Origin of the sequence: Psychrobacter sp. UBA6291 (genome assembly GCF_002439405.1) — a bacterium.
In the GTDB taxonomy this organism is placed as follows: Bacteria; Pseudomonadota; Gammaproteobacteria; order Pseudomonadales; family Moraxellaceae; genus Psychrobacter; species Psychrobacter faecalis.
The window spans coordinates 23,497-42,036 of sequence record NZ_DJUD01000018.1 but is presented as its reverse complement, the minus strand read 5'-3'; the positions used below and the strand labels follow the sequence as shown (position 1 = coordinate 42,036).

At 43.0% G+C, this 18,540-nt stretch carries 14 protein-coding genes and 3 pseudogenes; 8 read left to right on the top strand and 9 right to left on the bottom strand.

Annotated elements, in window-relative coordinates:
* Nucleotides 1-446 (top strand): annotated as a pseudogene (locus tag B3R91_RS02305) (IS982-like element IS1599 family transposase); the annotation flags it as partial.
* Nucleotides 447-640: 194 nt separating this feature from the next.
* Here B3R91_RS02305 and B3R91_RS02300 read toward each other — a convergent pair.
* The 3 genes from B3R91_RS02300 to B3R91_RS02290 form a co-directional block, all read right to left on the bottom strand.
* Complete coding sequence (locus B3R91_RS02300) at nucleotides 641-2,164, bottom strand: hypothetical protein (protein WP_414707493.1); 1,524 nt, start codon at nucleotides 2,162-2,164, stop codon at nucleotides 641-643.
* Between the two features lie 428 nt (nucleotides 2,165-2,592).
* A complete protein-coding gene (locus B3R91_RS02295) occupies nucleotides 2,593-4,014 on the bottom strand; it encodes an outer membrane protein transport protein (protein WP_286796325.1) in 1,422 nt (473 codons plus the stop codon).
* Between the two features lie 233 nt (nucleotides 4,015-4,247).
* Entirely contained in the window at nucleotides 4,248-4,529 is a 282-nt protein-coding gene (locus B3R91_RS02290; RefSeq protein WP_286796323.1) for a SlyX family protein, read from the bottom strand.
* 217 nt (nucleotides 4,530-4,746) lie between these two features.
* Between B3R91_RS02290 and B3R91_RS02285 the strand changes: the two are divergent.
* From B3R91_RS02285 to B3R91_RS02255, 7 genes and pseudogenes are all read left to right on the top strand, one after another.
* Nucleotides 4,747-5,912: pseudogene (locus B3R91_RS02285) on the top strand (RNA-guided endonuclease InsQ/TnpB family protein).
* Between the two features lie 50 nt (nucleotides 5,913-5,962).
* Nucleotides 5,963-7,912 carry an ATP-binding cassette domain-containing protein gene (locus tag B3R91_RS02280; RefSeq protein WP_286796319.1) on the top strand — a complete coding sequence of 650 codons (1,950 nt, stop codon included), beginning with the start codon at nucleotides 5,963-5,965 and terminating at the stop codon, nucleotides 7,910-7,912.
* 449 nt (nucleotides 7,913-8,361) lie between these two features.
* Entirely contained in the window at nucleotides 8,362-8,946 is a 585-nt protein-coding gene (gene petA / locus B3R91_RS02275; RefSeq protein WP_286796317.1) for a ubiquinol-cytochrome c reductase iron-sulfur subunit, read from the top strand.
* 7 nt (nucleotides 8,947-8,953) lie between these two features.
* Nucleotides 8,954-10,174 (top strand): cytochrome b, encoded by a 1,221-nt coding sequence (locus B3R91_RS02270; RefSeq protein ID WP_409520901.1) that lies wholly within the window; start codon nucleotides 8,954-8,956, stop codon nucleotides 10,172-10,174.
* Nucleotides 10,174-10,887 (top strand): cytochrome c1, encoded by a 714-nt coding sequence (locus B3R91_RS02265; protein ID WP_068404411.1) that lies wholly within the window; start codon nucleotides 10,174-10,176, stop codon nucleotides 10,885-10,887. Before B3R91_RS02270 ends, B3R91_RS02265 begins: the two co-directional genes overlap by 1 nt.
* Nucleotides 10,888-11,080: 193 nt before the next feature.
* Nucleotides 11,081-11,695: a glutathione S-transferase N-terminal domain-containing protein gene (locus tag B3R91_RS02260; protein ID WP_286796314.1), complete on the top strand. Its 615-nt coding sequence runs from the start codon at nucleotides 11,081-11,083 to the stop codon at nucleotides 11,693-11,695.
* A 133-nt stretch (nucleotides 11,696-11,828) separates the two neighbouring features.
* Nucleotides 11,829-12,266, top strand: a complete 438-nt coding sequence (locus tag B3R91_RS02255; RefSeq protein WP_144296473.1) for a ClpXP protease specificity-enhancing factor — start codon at nucleotides 11,829-11,831, stop codon at nucleotides 12,264-12,266.
* Between the two features lie 148 nt (nucleotides 12,267-12,414).
* On the opposite strand, the gene dcd is transcribed toward B3R91_RS02255, so the two are convergent.
* From dcd to B3R91_RS02225, 6 genes and pseudogenes are all read right to left on the bottom strand, one after another.
* A complete protein-coding gene (dcd, locus tag B3R91_RS02250; RefSeq protein WP_102076576.1) occupies nucleotides 12,415-12,990 on the bottom strand; it encodes a dCTP deaminase in 576 nt (191 codons plus the stop codon).
* A gap of 162 nt (nucleotides 12,991-13,152) precedes the next feature.
* Nucleotides 13,153-13,818: pseudogene (locus B3R91_RS02245) on the bottom strand (DUF2804 domain-containing protein); the annotation flags it as partial.
* Nucleotides 13,819-14,043: 225 nt separating this feature from the next.
* Nucleotides 14,044-15,267, bottom strand: a complete 1,224-nt coding sequence (gene apbC / locus B3R91_RS02240) for an iron-sulfur cluster carrier protein ApbC (RefSeq protein WP_201591552.1) — start codon at nucleotides 15,265-15,267, stop codon at nucleotides 14,044-14,046.
* A 260-nt stretch (nucleotides 15,268-15,527) separates the two neighbouring features.
* Nucleotides 15,528-16,880: a magnesium transporter gene (mgtE, locus tag B3R91_RS02235; protein WP_198328681.1), complete on the bottom strand. Its 1,353-nt coding sequence runs from the start codon at nucleotides 16,878-16,880 to the stop codon at nucleotides 15,528-15,530.
* Between the two features lie 187 nt (nucleotides 16,881-17,067).
* On the bottom strand, nucleotides 17,068-17,697 hold the full coding sequence (locus B3R91_RS02230) for a CoA transferase subunit B (protein WP_144296478.1): 630 nt from the start codon (nucleotides 17,695-17,697) through the stop codon (nucleotides 17,068-17,070).
* Between the two features lie 68 nt (nucleotides 17,698-17,765).
* Nucleotides 17,766-18,482, bottom strand: coding sequence for a CoA transferase subunit A (locus B3R91_RS02225; RefSeq protein ID WP_286796307.1), 717 nt, complete (start codon nucleotides 18,480-18,482; stop codon nucleotides 17,766-17,768).
* Nucleotides 18,483-18,540: the final 58 nt, after the last annotated feature.

The window sequence follows — 18,540 nt, the reverse complement described above, 5'->3', positions numbered from 1 at the left end:
ATGGCTTTAAGCTGCACGCCATTATCAATCATAAGGGCGAGCTTGTATCTGTTAAAGTCACTGCGGGTAATACCGATGACAGAGTGCCTGTTAAGGATATGGCAACGTCTGTGTTTGGCAAGGTGTTTGGTGATAGAGGATACATCAGTAAAGCACTAAACGCGTGGCTCACAAAACACAGTGATACCACGTTGATCACCAAACTTCGGCGTCATATGAAACCCCAATTACTCAAGCCGATGGATGAGGTACTACTCAATCATCGCTCTTTGGTTGAAACGGTGTTTGGAGAGCTTAAAAACTTGTGCCAAATCGAACACTCACGCCATCGTAGTGTCACGGGGTTTATCACAAACTTGCTGTCAGGGTTGATTGCTTATTGCTGGTTTCCCTATAAACCCACCATCAAAAACATGCCTCAGCAGGGACAGGTAGCAACATTGTAAATAGTATCAATGAGTTACAATGTGGCTTATCCCGAACTAGGATTAAGTAACAAGGCTTCATACAAATATCATTCGAAAATCAACGTAATAGCTTTTATTTATAACTTTTAGGTATATCTAAATTTAATCAATAAAAAGAGCGGCCCATCATGGGTCGCTCTTTTATTAATGAATTAACGGGTTAAATTAAATCTCTATTTGGCTTGATAAGATAACTTAGCGCCTAAGATAAAGCCGTCATTGTCTTCGAAATTAGAGACAATACTGCGATCTGGCAGCGCCCCTTCAGCATCACCGAACCATAGGTATTTACCACCTGCTGATACAGCCCAATTCTCAGTCACATCATATTTAGCACCTAGACCGACACTATAATACCCTTCAATAGGACCCAATGATGTTGTTGGATCACCAGCACCACTATCCCAACCTATGGAACCTGAAACCGCAAACTTTGGAGCTATACGTTTACCTAACCCAAGCTCTACTTGCCACTGATCATCACTATAGTCAACTAACGGTAGTTTTGAAGCTTGAGTATACTTAGTTGGGCTAATTGAGAAATCACTCCATGGTACCCAGCGTATTTTCGCCGTAGCTAATGTTGTCGGGTTTACACCAGTTTGGAAATCGAAGTTAACTGACTTGGGTGTAGTTACCTCGAAGTTACTTACACCGGTACGACTCTGCCCTTGAATAGCAAGAGCTGGAAAATCTTCATACATATCTATAGAGTGATCAATTTCTGAACGATATGTCAAGGCTGCTTTTAAAGCAATTTCTGGCTTACTGTAAGATACACCTGCTAGCCAACCATAATCCTGATTAGGCGCACTATGTGCAGTATAGCCAGCTGCACCTTTGTAAGCATTACCTCTTAGTTTGACATCTGCTTGTAAACGTTGAGCAACCGGTCCACCATAAACTTGAAACTGATTTTCAGGACCAAATTTCACGCCGCCAATTAATGACAAAGTATTTGAGCGCACTTCTACATTAGTCGCTTCATCAATACTTAATAAGTCCTCTATTGCATCACGTGCAGCTTCACTTTGTGCTAGATCCGCTTTATTAGCAGCTAACAAGGCTTGCGCAAGTTGATTAGTCTCGGGCGACAAACTTGGTGATAGCGAATTAAGTGTGTCTTCAGTTTGAGCAATGCTCTGTTTAGTACTTTCAATTAGAGCATTGTAATTTTCAAGTGTTGGTGCAATATTTAATGAATCAAAACCTGTAACCGCACCTGCTAAAGCGCCACTTGCTAGCCCTAAAACAGCTTTGTTTTGACCTAGAACTTGTTGTTGCTGTGGTGTTAAATCTGGGTTTGCCAAAGCTGCATTAATACCTGCTATTTGTGTATTAATTTGATTAATTTTATCTTGAGTTTTCCCTGCAGCAGTTGTAGCCACATTCTGGATAGCTCCAGCGCCAGTAATGTTTGCAACACCAGTAAAGTTATTATCACCTGTATATCTTGCAGCAGCACCAAAAGGCTCATCGTATAAAACACCTACACTGAATCTCTCGTTTACATCTGTTTTGACACCATAACGAAAGAAGTCATAAGATTCGGCGATGTCGCCTGTCTTATTTCCACTACTATCAACACCACTAACATCAGCATCAATATAGGTATAAACCGCTTCGGCATAAGTGCCATCTTGTAAGAATGCAGTTATATCTTGACCTGAGCGATCAAGACCTGCAGCATTGGTCATGCTAGCTACAGAAAAGGTAGCGATTGCTACAGCTAGAGTTTTTAAATGAAAAGTAGCGCGCATTGGGTATCTCCAAACATCCTCGTTGTTAAATCATCTTCATAACTAATATTCAGCATTGTTGCTTGAAATATAAGTTTATGTAAATGACGTCCTAAATGAATAGTAATGATTTTTTAACACTAAAACAATACTTAAAACACTTTATTTTCAGATAGTGACTCTTTAGTTCAGTCATTATTGCTCAAAATTAGCAAATAAAAGCTCATTACCTCTAGCGAAATTAAGGATAATTGTTTACTGCCTAATCAATATAGATCTAACATCAAACAATATATTTCTAATCTTTTAAACATAAAAAAACGACCTATTACAGATCGTTTTTAATATGATTCAAATAATTTTATTTAGAATAAAGACATAAATTCTTAGTTAAAGTTCTGTTTAGCTTGATAAGATAGTTTCACACCAAGCGCAAAACCATCATTGTCTTCAAAGTTACTAACTGCAAATTTGTTAGGAATTTGACCTTTGGCATCACCGAACCATAGGTATTTACCACCGGCAGAAATTGCCCAGTTTTCGGTTAGGTTGTATTTTGCGCCAAGACCTGCACTATAATAGCCTTCGATAGGACCTAAAGAAGTGACCGGATTGCCAGCGCCACTATCCCAACCAATGTTACCAGTTACAGCTAAAGCTGGCGTTAAACGTTTGGCTAAACCTAATTCTACTAACCATTGGTCTTTATCATAGCTGACTAATGATAAGCCATCTGGACCATTTGTAGGATCTGCTTTACTACCAGTATTATATAATGGTGGGACAATTTCAAAGTCGCTCCAAGGTACCCAGCGTACTTTAGCAGTGGCTAACATCGTTGGATTGATACCCGTTTGAAAATCGAAGTTTACTGATTTTGGGGTGGTAATATCAATTTCGCCATTCATACCAGTTGCAGCAGCCGGAATAGCACCTGCAAGGGCTGGAAAAATCTCAGAAACATTAAGATTGTGATCAATTTCTGAGCGATAAGTCAAAGCTGCTTTTAGAGCAATTTCAGGCTTGCTATACGCAATACCAGCTAACCAGCCATAGTCTTGGCCAGCATTGATATTCATCGTATAACCATTGGCCGCTTGATATGCAGTACCACGTAGCTTTACATCAGCTTGAACACGCTGGGCTACTGGACCACCATAAACTTGAAATTCTTTATTCTCACCAAATTTCGCACCAAGAATTGCTGTGATATTTTCAGTACGAACCTCAACGTTCGTTCCTTCCCCTTCCATATTATAATCTGCTTGTGCAACCGCTACTGCTGGTCCTAGCTTTTTAAGCTGTGCCTGCTCTATGGCGGTCAGTGTACCACCATTTTCAACCTTATCTTGGATTTTACCTACTATATTAGCAGCAGATGCAAAATCTTTAACCTCGCCACCAGATATTGCATTGATAGTAGCGTCACGATCACCTTGAGCTACAAAATTATTGTCGCCACTATAGTCAGCAGCTGCACCAAAAGGCTCATCATATAAAACACCAACGCTAAAGGTATCATTAATATCAGCTTTTACGCCATAACGGAAGAAGTCATAAGACTCTGCGATATCGTCTATCTTATTACCTTGCTGATAGGCGTTTTTATCTGCGCCAACATAAGCATTGTCATAACCACTAACATCAGCATCTAGATAAGTATAAACTGCTTCTGCATATACGCCATCTTGCAAAAACGCGGTAATATCTTGACCTGAACGATCAAGACCTGCCGCACTAGCGATACTAGCTGCAGAAAGAGCAGCCAAAGCTACCGTTAGAGTCTTTAGATTGAAATTTGCGCCCATTGTGTATCTCCAAACATCCACATTGTTTTACCGCTACACCGAACTTTGTTAGGTAGACAGTATCTAAGGTGAAGGATACTAATGTGTTTTTTACATGAAAACAACCGAAAAATACATTATTTCTGCAATATGACTGAATAGTCAGTAAACCGTATATTTATGCCAAGATTCGCATATAAACTTATAATAAATGCTGTGCAATTATTTGTTATCTATAATTAAAAAACTTATTCCTAATAATGCGGTGGTCTATCTGCCATGACATCAAAAGTCGCTACACCGCCCTCCCCATCTTGGTTTTGCACTTGTTTATAGATAAACTGTAGTTGGCGCTGCAAGGTTTGGATATCTCTATCTTGGCGCGTAATAACCTCATTAAGCCTCTCGACGGTAACTTCAAGGTGAGAGAGATTCATTTGCAACTCAATAACCTGCGCTTGTAAATCTGCTTGGCTATCTGCCAGTTGAGCTTGTTGATTAGAAGCGTCTTTTTCTATCGAATTTGGTTGGTTCATATTTTTCTCAATAGTAGTTCTCAATAATAGATAGTATGGTTATTTTCTTTATGAAATCTCAGACTTAACCATTTAAAACAGACTTTATAAAATAGTGTTTATCAAAAAGCCCCGTAAAACCACGTCACTTCTAGGGCGTATATATCAGGCGTCAAACTTTGTCACCCAATATTGTGAATCCCTTGATAAAAAAATGTATTGAAATCATAATTACCCTATGAAAACGCTCAAACTACGCATCAAAGACAAACATGCCAATCAGCTCAATATCTTAGCTGGGTCGGTCAACTTTGTCTGGAACTATGTGAATGATTTGAGTTTCAAGCACTTGCAGCGTACAGGGCATTTCTTTTCAGCTTATGATCTTGCAACTTATGTAAAAGGTAGTGGTGAGCTGTTAAATCTACATAGCCAGACCTTACAAGCTATTAGTGAGGTTCACGCTAAATCTCGCAAACAATTTAAAAAAGCCAAACTCAACTGGCGTACCAACAATCCTAAAGCCAAACGTAGAAACTTAGGTTGGATACCGTTTAAAAAGACCGCGATAAAACATCTAGCTACCCGTCAATCAGGCAAGAAAAGCCTTAAATCCACCATTCAGCTAAGCCTCGCTAAGGGTAAAAAGCTAATCATTGATATGTGGGATAGCTATAACCTAGCCCTATACAACATCAACACCTGTGAGCTGGTGCAAGATGCTCGCGGGCATTGGTATGCCTGTATCACCGTTAAAGAATTTCCAAAGATTAAGTGCGGTGACGGTCAAGTCGGTATTGACTTGGGCTGCAAAGATGCCGCAGTCAGTAGTGATGGCGATCAACTACAAACCAAACTCACCCATCAATACGCTGAAAAACTGGCGATTGCTCAAAGAGCCAAGAATAAGAAGCGGGTCAAGGCGATTCATGCCAAGATTAAAAATACCCGAAAAGATTTAACCCATAAATTTACTAATAAACTGGTTAAAGCCAATAGCTTAATTGTCGTTGGTAAAATAAAATCAACATCATTCACTAAGGGCAAACTGGCTAAATCCGTCTATGACGCTGGTTGGTTTGAGATTAAGCGGCAACTGGATTACAAATGCAAGCATGCAGGTTGCCACTATATCGAAGTGAATGAAGCGTACAGCACCCAAACCTGCTCGTGTTGCGGCTCACGCCAAGACAGTCCGAAAGGTAGAGCGGGTCTTGGTATAAGAGTGTGGTTCTGTCGTTCTTGTAAAACGACCCATCAACGAGACGTTAATGGAGCAAAAAACATACTCGCGGTCGGGCTTGGCCGTCTTGAGTAGGAATCCCCTTCGCTTTTAAGAAGGGGAGGAAGTCAAAAAGGCATTTACGCATACTACAGTTAGGTGGCTGCATGTTATACTGCTAGGAATTTTGCAACAACCCCTACCTCACTATTATATAAGCTTAAGATATTCTATGGCATTGATACATTTAAAAGATATTCACTTGGCCTTTGGCGTGGCTCCTATTCTCGATGGCATCGATTTTTCAATCAATGCAGGCGAGCGCGTTTGTTTGATTGGCCGTAATGGCGAAGGCAAATCTACCTTATTTAAACTGATTAATGGCTCATTGCAGCCTGACAGCGGCGAGATTATCAAAAATAGCAGCATGCGTGTTGCGATGTTAGAGCAAGACGTTCCGGAAACCAGCGGACGTATCTTGGACATCGTGATGGGCGGTAGCCGCCACACCGCTGATTTGCTCATTAACTATAATAAGCAAGTCGATATGTGTGCCAATGGTGATATGGATGCTTGCGAGCATATGGCAACCTTGCAACACGATATCGATGCGGTACATGGTTGGGATTTAGAGCGTGATGCGACCCGTCTAATTACGACTATGGGACTTGATCCTGAGGCTGACCTGTCTTCATTGTCTGGCGGTCGTAAACGCCGTGTGCTACTTGCTCGTGCACTAGTCACCAAGCCTGATGTGCTATTACTCGATGAGCCGACCAACCATTTAGACGTTGAAAGCATCGAATGGTTGGAGCGCTTTTTACTCGACTGGCAAGGTCTGACGTTATTGTTCGTGACGCACGATAGAGCATTTGTCAATAAGCTTGCCACCCGTATCGTTGAGCTTGATCGTGGTCAATTGACGAGCTATGACGTCACCCAAGGCGCTAAAGGGTATGCGCGTTATCAAGAATTAAAAGAACAACAGCTACTTGCTGAAGAAAAGAACAACGCTAATTTTGATAAAAAGTTAGCACAAGAAGAAGTTTGGATTCGCCAAGGTATCAAAGCGCGTCGTACCCGTAACGAGGGCCGTGTCCGTGAGCTAAAAGCTCTGCGCGAAGAGCGTAAAGGCCGCCGCGAGCAAGTCGGTAACGTCAATATCACCATGGGTGAAGGCGAGAAAAGCGGCAAGCTGGTTTGTAAAGTTAAGAACCTGCATCTGGAATATGATGGCAACGTCTTGGTCGACAACTTTAGCACCATGATTATGCGCGGTGACAAAATCGGTATCGTCGGTCCCAACGGTGCGGGTAAAACCACGCTAATTAAAGCCCTACTAGATATGTCCGACGATGAAGTCACCAAAACAGGCACGGTCGAGCTTGGCACTAATTTACAAATTGCCTTTTTCGATCAGCTGCGTGATCAGTTGGATTTAGAAGCCAGCGTGGCGCAAAACGTCTCTGAAGGTTCAGACTTCGTAGAAGTTGGCGGGCGCAAAACGCACATCATGAGCTATCTGCAAGATTTCTTATTTGCTCCAGAGCGTGCGCGTACGCCTGTTAAAGCATTATCAGGTGGTGAGCGTAATCGCGTACTACTTGCCAAGCAATTATTAAAGCCTGCCAATATTTTGGTACTCGATGAGCCAACCAACGACTTGGATATGGCCACCCTTGAGCTATTAGAAGAGTCGGTTGCCAGCTTTAACGGTACTATCTTGCTGATTAGCCATGACCGCTCATTTATGGACAACGTCGTTACCTCTACTTGGGTATTTGACACGGATGAAGATGGTAATGGCATTGTCAAAGAATATGTCGGCGGCTATCAAGAATACTTGGTACAAAAAAACCGTGAAGAAGAAGCGAAAGCTAAGAATGCTAAATCGTCTAACGATAATGCTGCTAGTAGCAAAGCTAACAATAAAACTACGGTCGCAGCAAAGTCTAATACCGCTGCCAAAAAGCTTAACTATAATGAACAGCGTGAACTCGATAATTTGCCAAAAGAAATCGCTGCGTTAGAAGCTGAGCAAACGGAGCTGGAAGAAAAGCTGGCTGATGGTTCTTGGTTTACGAAAGATATGGACGCCGCTACAGCTGCCAGTGAGCGTTTACTAGTCATCGAAGATGAGATGATGACTAAGCTTGAGCGCTGGCATACGCTTGAGAGTTGATATTGTCTAGCGCTATTTATCACAGTATAACCTTTATATCGAAAGTGGTTAAGGGTTATAAATAGCTTACGACCACTTACAACCGCGTAATGTGCGGAAAGTTAGTGAACATTGTCTTGATTTCAAGTATCATTCCCTATTGCTGAATACCCTTATTAATTATAAGGTCATTATTCATAATAGTCTTGTTGATAAAAAAGCGTACTTTAAGGTAGGTTAAATATTGATAATTAAGCAGTTTTAGACTAATTATCTTGTTTAACACTGAAGTACGCTTTCTCAAGGCTGCTTTATTTTTAACACAATAATTTATTTTATGACCGAAATAGCTTAGAATAGCAACAATTAGCAAAATTAGGCACAGCTAACGTGGCTTGATAATTGTCATTTTTCTAAGCCACAAACCCAGTGTGGGATAATCCCATTTCATTCACCTGGAGGAAGTATTAATGAGCCATGCCGAAGGCGTTAACGTACAACGTCGTAGAGTTCTTATTGCCTCGACTGCCGTCATTGGTGCAGCTGGGGTAGCTGCTGTGGCGACACCTTTTGTCCGTTCTTGGACTCCGAGCGCAAAAGCCGAGGCTGCAGGTGCTGCAGTGACCCAAGATATTGGTTCTATCGAAGCAGGACAGATGATTGTCGTCAAATATCGTGGCAAACCTATCTTTGTGGTCAAGCGCACTGAAGAGATGCTGACTACGTTAGAAGCAGTGAAGCCATTACTGTCAGACCCTGATTCAGATGAGTCGCTACAACCAGAATATTGTAAAAACCCTGAGCGCTCTTTATCACCAGAAGTCTTGGTGGTAGAAGGCGTCTGTACACATTTAGGCTGTGCACCAAACTACCGTCCTGATGTGGGCGCAGCTGATTTAGGCGGTAATGACTGGTACGGTGGATTTTTCTGCCCATGTCATGGCTCTAAATACGATTTATCGGGTCGTGTTTATAGTGGTGTCCCTGCACCGCTTAACTTACCAATCCCAGAGTACAGCATGGATGGTACTATCTTGACGATTGGGGAGGCTTAATATGAGCATGGGTAAAAAATTAATGCATTGGGTAGACGCGCGCTTTCCTGCGACTGAAACCTATGAATATCACATGTCAAAGTACTATGCACCAAAGAACTTTAACTTTTGGTACTTCTTTGGCGTGTTATCAATGGTGGTATTGGTCAACCAGCTAGTGACTGGTATTTGGCTAACGATGATGTACAACCCAAGTGCCGAAGGGGCATTTGCGTCTGTTGAATATATCATGCGTGATGTCAAAGGTGGTTGGCTCATCCGTTATATGCACTCGACGGGCGCTTCTGCGTTCTTCGTGGTGGTATATTTGCATATGTTCCGCGCCTTGCTATACGGCTCATACCAAAAACCACGCGAGCTTATTTGGCTCATCGGTATGGGTATTTACCTAGCATTGATGGCAGAAGGTTTCTTCGGTTACCTACTTCCTTGGGGCAACATGTCATTCTGGGGCGCTCAGGTTATTCTAAACTTACCTGCAGCTCTACCTGTCATTGGCGATGGTCTTGCTGAATGGGTACGTGGTGACTATATCATCTCAGGTATCACCTTAAACCGCTTCTTTGCTTTGCACGTTGTTGCTATTCCACTTGTCCTTGTCGGCTTAGTGTTTATGCATTTAGTGGCGCTGCATCACGTTGGTTCGAACAACCCTGATGGCATTGATATTAAAAAGCTAAAAGACAAAAATGGCGTACCATTAGACGGTATCGAATTCCATCCGTACTATACTGTGCATGACATGGTTGGTATTGTTGTCTTCTTTATCTGTTTCTTTGCAGTAGTATTCTTCTTCCCAGAAGGCGGCGGTTTCTTCCTTGAGCCACCAAACTTTGAAGCAGCAAACTCACTGAAAACACCTGCGCATATTGCACCAGTATGGTACTACACACCTTTTTATGCCATCTTACGTGCGGTTCCTAATAAGCTTGGTGGTGTTATTGCAATGGGCGGTGCGATTGCCTTCCTATTCTTGATCCCATGGCTAGATAGATCTCCTGTACGCTCTATACGCTATAAAGGTATTCTGTCAAAGATTGCGCTTACTGTCTTTGCTATCAGCTTTATCGTATTAGGCTACTTAGGTGCGACACCTGCAACGCCAACAGCGACGATTTTGGCACGTATCTTTACTATCCTGTATTTCTTGTTTTTCTTATTGATGCCGTTCTACACAGCTATTGAGAAGTGTAAACAGCCACCAGAACGCGTTACCGGAGGTCACTAATGAGCACGCTAATTAAATCCCTAGCTGGTCTAGGCTTAGGCGCCGCGCTGACATTGACCGCTGGCACTGCAAGCGCATCAGGTGGTGGATGTGGTACTTTTACCAATGCCGATGGTGTGGTTGAACACTTAGCTTGTAGTACAGCTCCTATTGATTTTACTAATAAGGGCTCACTACAAAACGGTGCGAAAATCTTTATGAACTACTGCGCTGGGTGTCACTCAGCAAAGTATGTTCGTCATTCGCGCATTGCTAAAGACTTAGAGATACCGCCTGAGCTGGTTGAAAAGTATTTGATGGTCACCACCGATGAAATCGGTGACCATATCAATGCTGAAATCGACCCTGATGTTCAAGCATCATGGTTTGGCGCGGCACCTCCGGACTTGTCACTTGAAACAAGACTACGCGGTGATGACTGGGTTTATACTTACCTTCTATCGTTCTATGAAGATCCAAGCCGTCCTTGGGGCTCGAACAACTTAGTACTTGCAAACGCTGCTATGCCGCATGTGTTGCATAATATGCAAGAAACCTTGAGTGAAGAAGAGTTTGAATCTGAAGTTGGTGACTTGGTTAACTTTATGGCGTGGATGGCAGAGCCGGTACGTCATGACCGCCAAGTAATCGGTTTCTTTGTGATTTTATTCTTATTAGTACTGCTCATTCCAGTTTACTTATTGAACAAAGAGTTCTGGAAAGACGTAAAATAATAAAGCAATAAAGATCCAAACTTTATCTAAAAAATAAGCACTACTTCGGTAGTGCTTTTTTATGTCTGCATAAATGACTAACTATAAAACCTTCTGTTAACGATCGCCTCATGGACAATGTTTACGTACGCTACCTTGATAAACACAGCGACATTGTTTACGATAATAGGCTTTACTAATACATTAGGCTTCCATGATTGATGCGAATGACATTCCAAGTAGTCAGCTGATTTTATACGCTGACGATGGCTACAACAGCCATGTGGTACGCCTATTGCTTGAAGAAAAAAAGCTTGCCTATTATTTATCACGGCTACATTCTGAGCGTCCGGAAGACTTGACCGAGCTCAATCCTTATCATACTTTGCCTGTCTTACAACAGCGTGAGATTGCGCTATACGAGATTAACGTTATCTTCGAATATCTTGAGGAGCGTTATCATGCCAATAAATTATTGCCAGATACGCCACAAGAGCGCGCCCAGTTTCGCCAATTGGCTTGGCGTATACAAAATGATTGGTTGGTGCTCGGCAAACGATTGCTGATGCATCCGGATAGTTTTAATAAAGAGCAAGCAGCCTTGGCAAAAAAGCAGCTAAGCGACTCCTTGATTACTTTGTCACCCTTGTTTGCTCATAAACCTTATTTTATGGCAGATGAATTTGGTTGGTGCGACGTGCTATTAGCGCCGTTATTATGGCGATTGGAAGAGATGGATATTGAGTTACCGCGCGCTATCAGCCGCCCCCTATTTGACTATCAAAAACGGGTCTTTGAACGTGACAGCTTTCAAAAAAGCGTGCGTTAATTAGACAACCGCTGATGACTCCCCTAAAATAGACTCTGATATAGAATAGCGATATAGTGAATGATTTTTCTATAACCACGACTTTATCGCAAACGAGATAGTATTTAATAATAATGCATAAGGAAACCGAAAAATGAGCGAAGAAACCACCTCTATTACCCCAACACGTCCCTATATGGTGCGCGCGCTATATCAATGGATAGAGGACAATGCGCTCACCCCATACCTGATGGTAGATGCTACTGCTGACAATGTACAAGTCCCTAAAGAGCATGTCCAAGACGGACGTATTGTGCTCAACATTGCCAGCCGCGCGACCGGTAATATGAGCATGGAAAATGATTATATTCATTTTAGTGCGCGCTTTGGTGGTGTCTCGCAAGAGATTTGGGTACCATTGACAGCGGTAATGGGGATTTATGCCAAAGAAAATTCGCAAGGGATGTTTTTTGACCCTAATGAATACGATGATTATGTCCCTGAAGAAGATGCAGCGACTACCTTTAAGAAAAGTGCCGCTGCCCCGAAACCTAAGCGCGATAATAAAGCCGGGTTAAAAGTTTTAAAATAATTGCGTTAAAAAATCGATTTTGAAATAGCCAAAAGAGTTAGCCATAAAAAAGCCAGTCATATTCAAGATGCTGGCTTTTTTTCTTGTTAGCCCAAAATACTAACAGACTAAAAAACACTTAATCTCTTGGCGTTTAAGTGCTTGATGATTAGGTTCTTGGCAGCGTCACACCGCGCTGACCTTGGTATTTACCGCCACGGTCTTTATAACTGGTCTCACAAACGTCATCGGCATCACTTTGAAAAAATAGCATTTGTGCCACGCCCTCGCCCGCATAAATACGCGCAGGCAAGTTGGTGGTATTACTAAACTCTAACGTCACATGCCCTTCCCACTCAGGCTCAAGTGGTGTGACGTTGACGATAATACCGCAGCGTGCATAGGTCGATTTACCAAGACAAATTGTCAGCACATCACGCGGAATACGAAAATACTCCATTGTGCGCGCCAAAGCAAACGAATTTGGCGGAATGATGCATTCGTCACCGATGACATCAATAAAACTTTTTTCATCGAAGTTTTTTGGGTCTACAATTACTGAATGCACGTTGGTAAAGACTTTGAACTCAGGCGCACAGCGTACGTCATAGCCGTAACTTGAGGTACCATAACTGACCAAACGCTCGCCGGCATCATTAAAACGTACTTGACCTGGCTCGTATGGTTCAATCATGCCATGTTCTTCGGCCATTTTACGAATCCAGCGGTCAGACTTGATAGACATTGTTGTTCCTTAAAAAATTTTCAATAGCCAATTTTTAATAGCCATTGCGATAATAGATTTTTGGTAGCGACGATTATACGGAATTGACGGCGCAATTTATAGAGCGGCAACGACTTTAAAATTAAACCTGCTATTTATAAATGCATAATAGGCGCTCATCAGTTACCATTTAGCAAAATGATCTTCCGCCAACCCCATTACCTTATCAAGCTCAATCACCTCATCTGCTAGCCGTATCTCACCACTATAAAAACCCAGCCATTGCTCAAAAATACTGGCAAGCACACCGAAGTTATCGGTCTTTTTATAAACAGTAATCGGCGTAAAGGTTAAATCAATATCAACCTTACTCCAGCCGAGGTTCTGATGATAAATACGCCAAGTATGCTGCGCGGCTGCATCCAAATCTTGACGTATAAACATCACAGGCGGCAAATACACTATCTGCCCATCAAGCCAGCAAGCATTTTCACTAGCGCCAGTTTCGTTGACGCCCATCGATAAGTTAAGAGTAAAATGACGACCGTCTGGCAAGTAGCTATTAATACAAGTCCAAAACCAATTGGTCTTGTGACGCATATAGCCAAGCGTCCAATCTAGATTGGCAATAGTCGTGTCAGTAAAGTCGATTTGCTTGGCTTTAGCATCAGGAACAGTAATATTAGATGTTGAATGAGATTTAATAAGTAGATGTCCAGATATTGCTGTCAGCGGCTCTTTTTGGGTAAAGGTCCAACCGCGTCTGCCCGTTGGTGTACAGATAGCTAGTGGCTGTGATTGTCTTGCTAAGATTGCATTGAGTGCAAGGTTTTGACTATCTAGCACAACGTTAAATAGTAGCAAACAGCACTCACTTGATTATTCGACAGTTCAATCACGTATATCGGCGGACGAAATAGCTTTAGGAGCTGATATTGCTTTGAAATATTGTCTAAATGACGTTGATAAATCGATAAGCTCACGATACTTCCCTTTTGAAATTCAAAGTCACTTAGATTTTAATGTTTTATACGCTTAGGCTATTTTACTAACTTTAGAAGCCATTAAAAACTATTAGAAAATCCGCTTATCATCGACAGGTTTGGCAAATTTATTGATATTGGCTTCGATATTTTTCGCAATGCTTAGATAATATGGCGCAAATTCATCATCGGCCAACACGCTCGGCTCACCTTTATCCACTTGAGCGCGAATACCACTAGCAAGCGGCAACTGACCCAAGAGTGGCACATGGTATTGCTCAGCGATTTTCTCGCCGCCACCCGTACCAAAAATCGCTTCGGTATGGTTACAGTTGCTACAGGTATGCAGCGCCATATTTTCAACCACGCCAAGTACTGGAATATTGGTTTTATTAAACATCTCGATGCCTTTTTGCGCATCAAGTAAGGCAATATGCTGCGGCGTCGTCACAATCACCGCACCCGTTACCGGAATGCGCTGCGCCAATGTCAGCTGAATATCGCCAGTTCCGGGCGGCATATCAATGACTAAGTAATCGAGCTGCGGCCAATTGGTTTGGTTATATAGCTGCATTAAGGCGCCAGTGGCTTTTGGTCCGCGCCACGCCACAGGTGTATTGTCGCTATCGAGCAAACTACCAATCGATAGCATTGCCAAACCATGCGCTTCAATAGGTACAAACTGCTCGTTTTCCAGCTCAGGTTTGACTTTGTCCACGCCCAGCATCGTCGGCATACTTGGTCCGTAAATATCAGCGTCTAGCACGCCAACCCGATTGCCTGACTTCTGTAATGCTAAGGCGATATTAACGGTAGTGGTTGATTTACCAACGCCGCCTTTACCCGAAGCGACGACGATAATATGGCGGATACGTGGATGCGCCGTTAAGGATGCTTGTGTCGGCGCTGCTTTCGTAATCGGCGGTTCGGACTGATTGCTACTATTTGTATTTGCAGAAGGTTTGGCCTGCTTTTCCATCGCGTTAGTGGTTTTTGGCATGGCTTTTGGTAGGCTTGACCCCGCGCCTTTTGCAGGTGCTGGCAGGCGCACATTCATATGAATCACTCTGATGCCATGCGGATGCAGTAGGTTGCCAAGCTCTTGCTGAATGGTCTCAGGATCGCTATCTTGCGGCAGACGCAAATCCAAAGTCAGCTCATCGCCATCGCGCTCTAGACCTGTGACCATAGTCGCAAGACTGCTATTACCTAAATGGTAATTGAGTAAAACCTGATCAACGGCGCTATCACGAGCCGCTTGTTGCTGCGGAGATTCGGATTTCGAAGATGCTCTTTTTTTTATAAAATTAAACATAGCTACCTCTACTACCTATATCGATGGTTAAATTTGGCAAAAACGATAAATCTTTTTAAACAATAGCTGTTTGAAATTGTTTAAAAGAACTCTTAGCTAAAACTTTAGCCCATAAAACTTTTGCCAAATGCTTTTATATAGATACAGTGTAGCTTAATGGGCGCTATAAAAAAACCACACTGTCAGTAGGTATGAGGGTCAAAATTGGTGTTATTTTTTTATTTAAGCGGTCTTATGTACATGACCGTTTATTAAACAAACTAACCAATCGGTAAAAATTTAGAAGCGATGAATAAATAAATCAGCACGCCCGACGCATCACTGATTGAAGTAATCAAAGGCGCACTGGCGGTTGCAGGGTCAAAACCGAGTTTATTGAGTATAAAAGGCAGACTCATACCAATGACACTACCAATCATAACGACGCACAGCATACTTAGCGCCAGAACCAAAGAGACGGTCGCGTCACCGCGCACATAGCCGATAAGGGCAATGGCAACGGCCATTGTCGCACCGAGTAGCAGTGCAACTAAGGCTTCGCGGCCAAGTAGCGAAAACCAATCACGCATCACCACATCACCCGTTGCTAAAGCACGTACCATTAAAGTCGCTGATTGCGAGCCGGCGTTACCGCCACTATCAACCAGTAAAGGCAAGAAAAATACCAATACTAAGTTTGCCGCAATGACGTCTTCGAAGTTAGCGATACTTAGCCCCGACAGCAAGTTGCCAAATACTAAAAACACCAGCCAAAAAACCCTCTTACGATAGAGAACGGTAATACTGACGTCTTTTAAGCGCCCGACCATGGTTGAGACACCGCCTGACTTATGAAAGTCATCCGTGGCTTCATCGCTTGCCACGTCCATCGCATCATCATGGGTGACGATACCAACCAACGCCCCACTGGCATCGGTAATGGGTAGGGAAATTAAGTCATAACGGGCAACAGTTTTCGCAACGTCCTCTTGATCATCGTTGACATCAGAAGAGATGACCGAGCTGACCATGATGTCTTTAATCAGCTGCTCAGGCGATGATAAAATAAGCACCCTTAATGACACCACGCCCAAGAGCTTACGCGCGTCATCAATCACATAAGCGTGATAAATAGTTTCGGCATCAGGCGCTTCTAAACGTAGCGCATCCAAGGCTTCGGCGACAGTCATCTCAGCCCCTAACGTCGCATAATCGGAGCTCATCAAGGCACCAGCCGTGCCTTCTTCATAAGCGGATAGACGGCGAATATCCTCACGCTTTGCCTGCGCTAAGGCAGGTAATAGCACGTCGCGTTGGTCTTGACTCAGGCGCTTATACAAATCAGTTCGTTCATCAGATGGCATCTCGCCGACTATCTTGGCTAAAATAGCGCGCGGAAAGACATAAGCGAGTGCCACTTGACTATCAGGATCCAAATAAGCAAATATCGTCGAGCGATTGGGCAAATGCGCAAGTAACTGCCAAGCGAGTTTGGGTTCAATTAACGCCAATAAATCGGCTATATCGATAGGACGCAGGTTTTGAATCTCTTCGATCGCTTGCTCATACTGCTGCTGCTCAATAGCACGGCTTATTTTTTCGGCATAGGTCAACGCCAAGTCTTTATTATTCATCGCTTTTACTCCGTGCAGCGCAAAATGGGGCAACAGACGCTCATAAAAAAGAGCCAATATTATTGGCTCAAATTAACATAAAATCAAATGCTAAAGGATTGGTGTTTTATTAGCAAGCGAATGATGCTTAAACCAAGCAAACACCTCACAAAGTCGGATATTCATTTACTAATCGCTTTTGACGCACTCATTGCATAATGCTCACCGGCGTTTTTTCTTGTAACTCCTCAAAACTCACTCCTTCTGCCAGCTCAACCAATTTTAGACCGTTGTCAGTGACGTCTAATACGGCAAGCTCGGTGATAATACGATCGACCACCCCTTTACCCGTTAGTGGCAGCTCACAGTCGGCAAGGATTTTTGGCTCGCCATGTTTATTGACCTGTTCCATCAGCACAATCACTCGCTGCACGCCAGCCACCAAATCCATCGCGCCGCCCATGCCTTTGACCATTTTTTTCGGAATCATCCAGTTAGCCAAATCGCCGTTTTCTGACACTTCCATCGCGCCCAATATCGCCAGATTGACATGACCGCCACGAATCATCGCAAACGACTCTGAGCTACTAAAATAGCTGGCACCCGGTTCGGTGGTGACGGTTTGCTTGCCCGCATTAATCAAATCCGCATCGACATTTTCTGCCGTTGGAAACTCACCGATACCGAGTAAACCGTTTTCAGACTGAAGCCAAACATCGACGCCTTCAGGGATATAGTTGGCTACTAAGGTCGGCAATCCGATTCCTAAATTAACATAATAGCCATCTTTTAACTCTTGCGCGGCGCGCTGTGCCATCTGCTCTCTTGTCCATGCCATGATAATTTCCTTATTGTTTACAAAGCCTATTGTTATTTTTTCATTAAAACCATTAAATAATCTTTCATTTAAGCGCTTGTGGTGGCTGCTTTGGTAGTAGTTTTTTCAATACGTTTTTCGGGATTATCATTTAAGACAATACGCTGGACAAAAATACCCGGTAGATGGATCTCATCGGGGTTTAGCTGCCCCATCTCTACGATTTCTTCGACTTCCACAACTGTAACTTTACCCGCCATCGCGCAATCTGGATTAAAATTACGCGCCGTTTTATTAAAGATTAAGTTGCCGGCTTTGTCAGCCTTTTGTGCTTTAATTAGTGCCACATCTGCCCGCAAAGTATGCTCAAGTACATAGGTGCGACCATCAAACTCGCGCGTTTCCTTGCCTTCAGCTACTTGTGTGCCAACGCCAGTTGCGGTATAAAACGCTGGAATACCAGCGCCGCCTGAACGCAGTTTTTCCGCTAACGTTCCCTGCGGCGTTAGCTCAACCTCTAGCTCGCCTGACAGATATTGGCGCTCAAACTCTTTATTTTCACCGACATACGATGAAATCATTTTTTTGATTTGGCGCGTTTGTAATAGTAAGCCTAAACCAAAATCATCGACACCGGCGTTATTACTGATACAGGTTAAATCCTTGACCCCACTATCACGTAATGCTTCAATCAGCGCTTCAGGAATACCGCACAGTCCAAACCCTCCAATAGCGAGAGTTTGCCCGTCACTGACGATACCTTTTAACGCTTCTGCAGCGCTGCTGTATACTTTTGATTGACTCATGCTCATCTCCTTGCAAGTCACATTATTTTTATATAGGTAATGTCTCATCGTTTATATA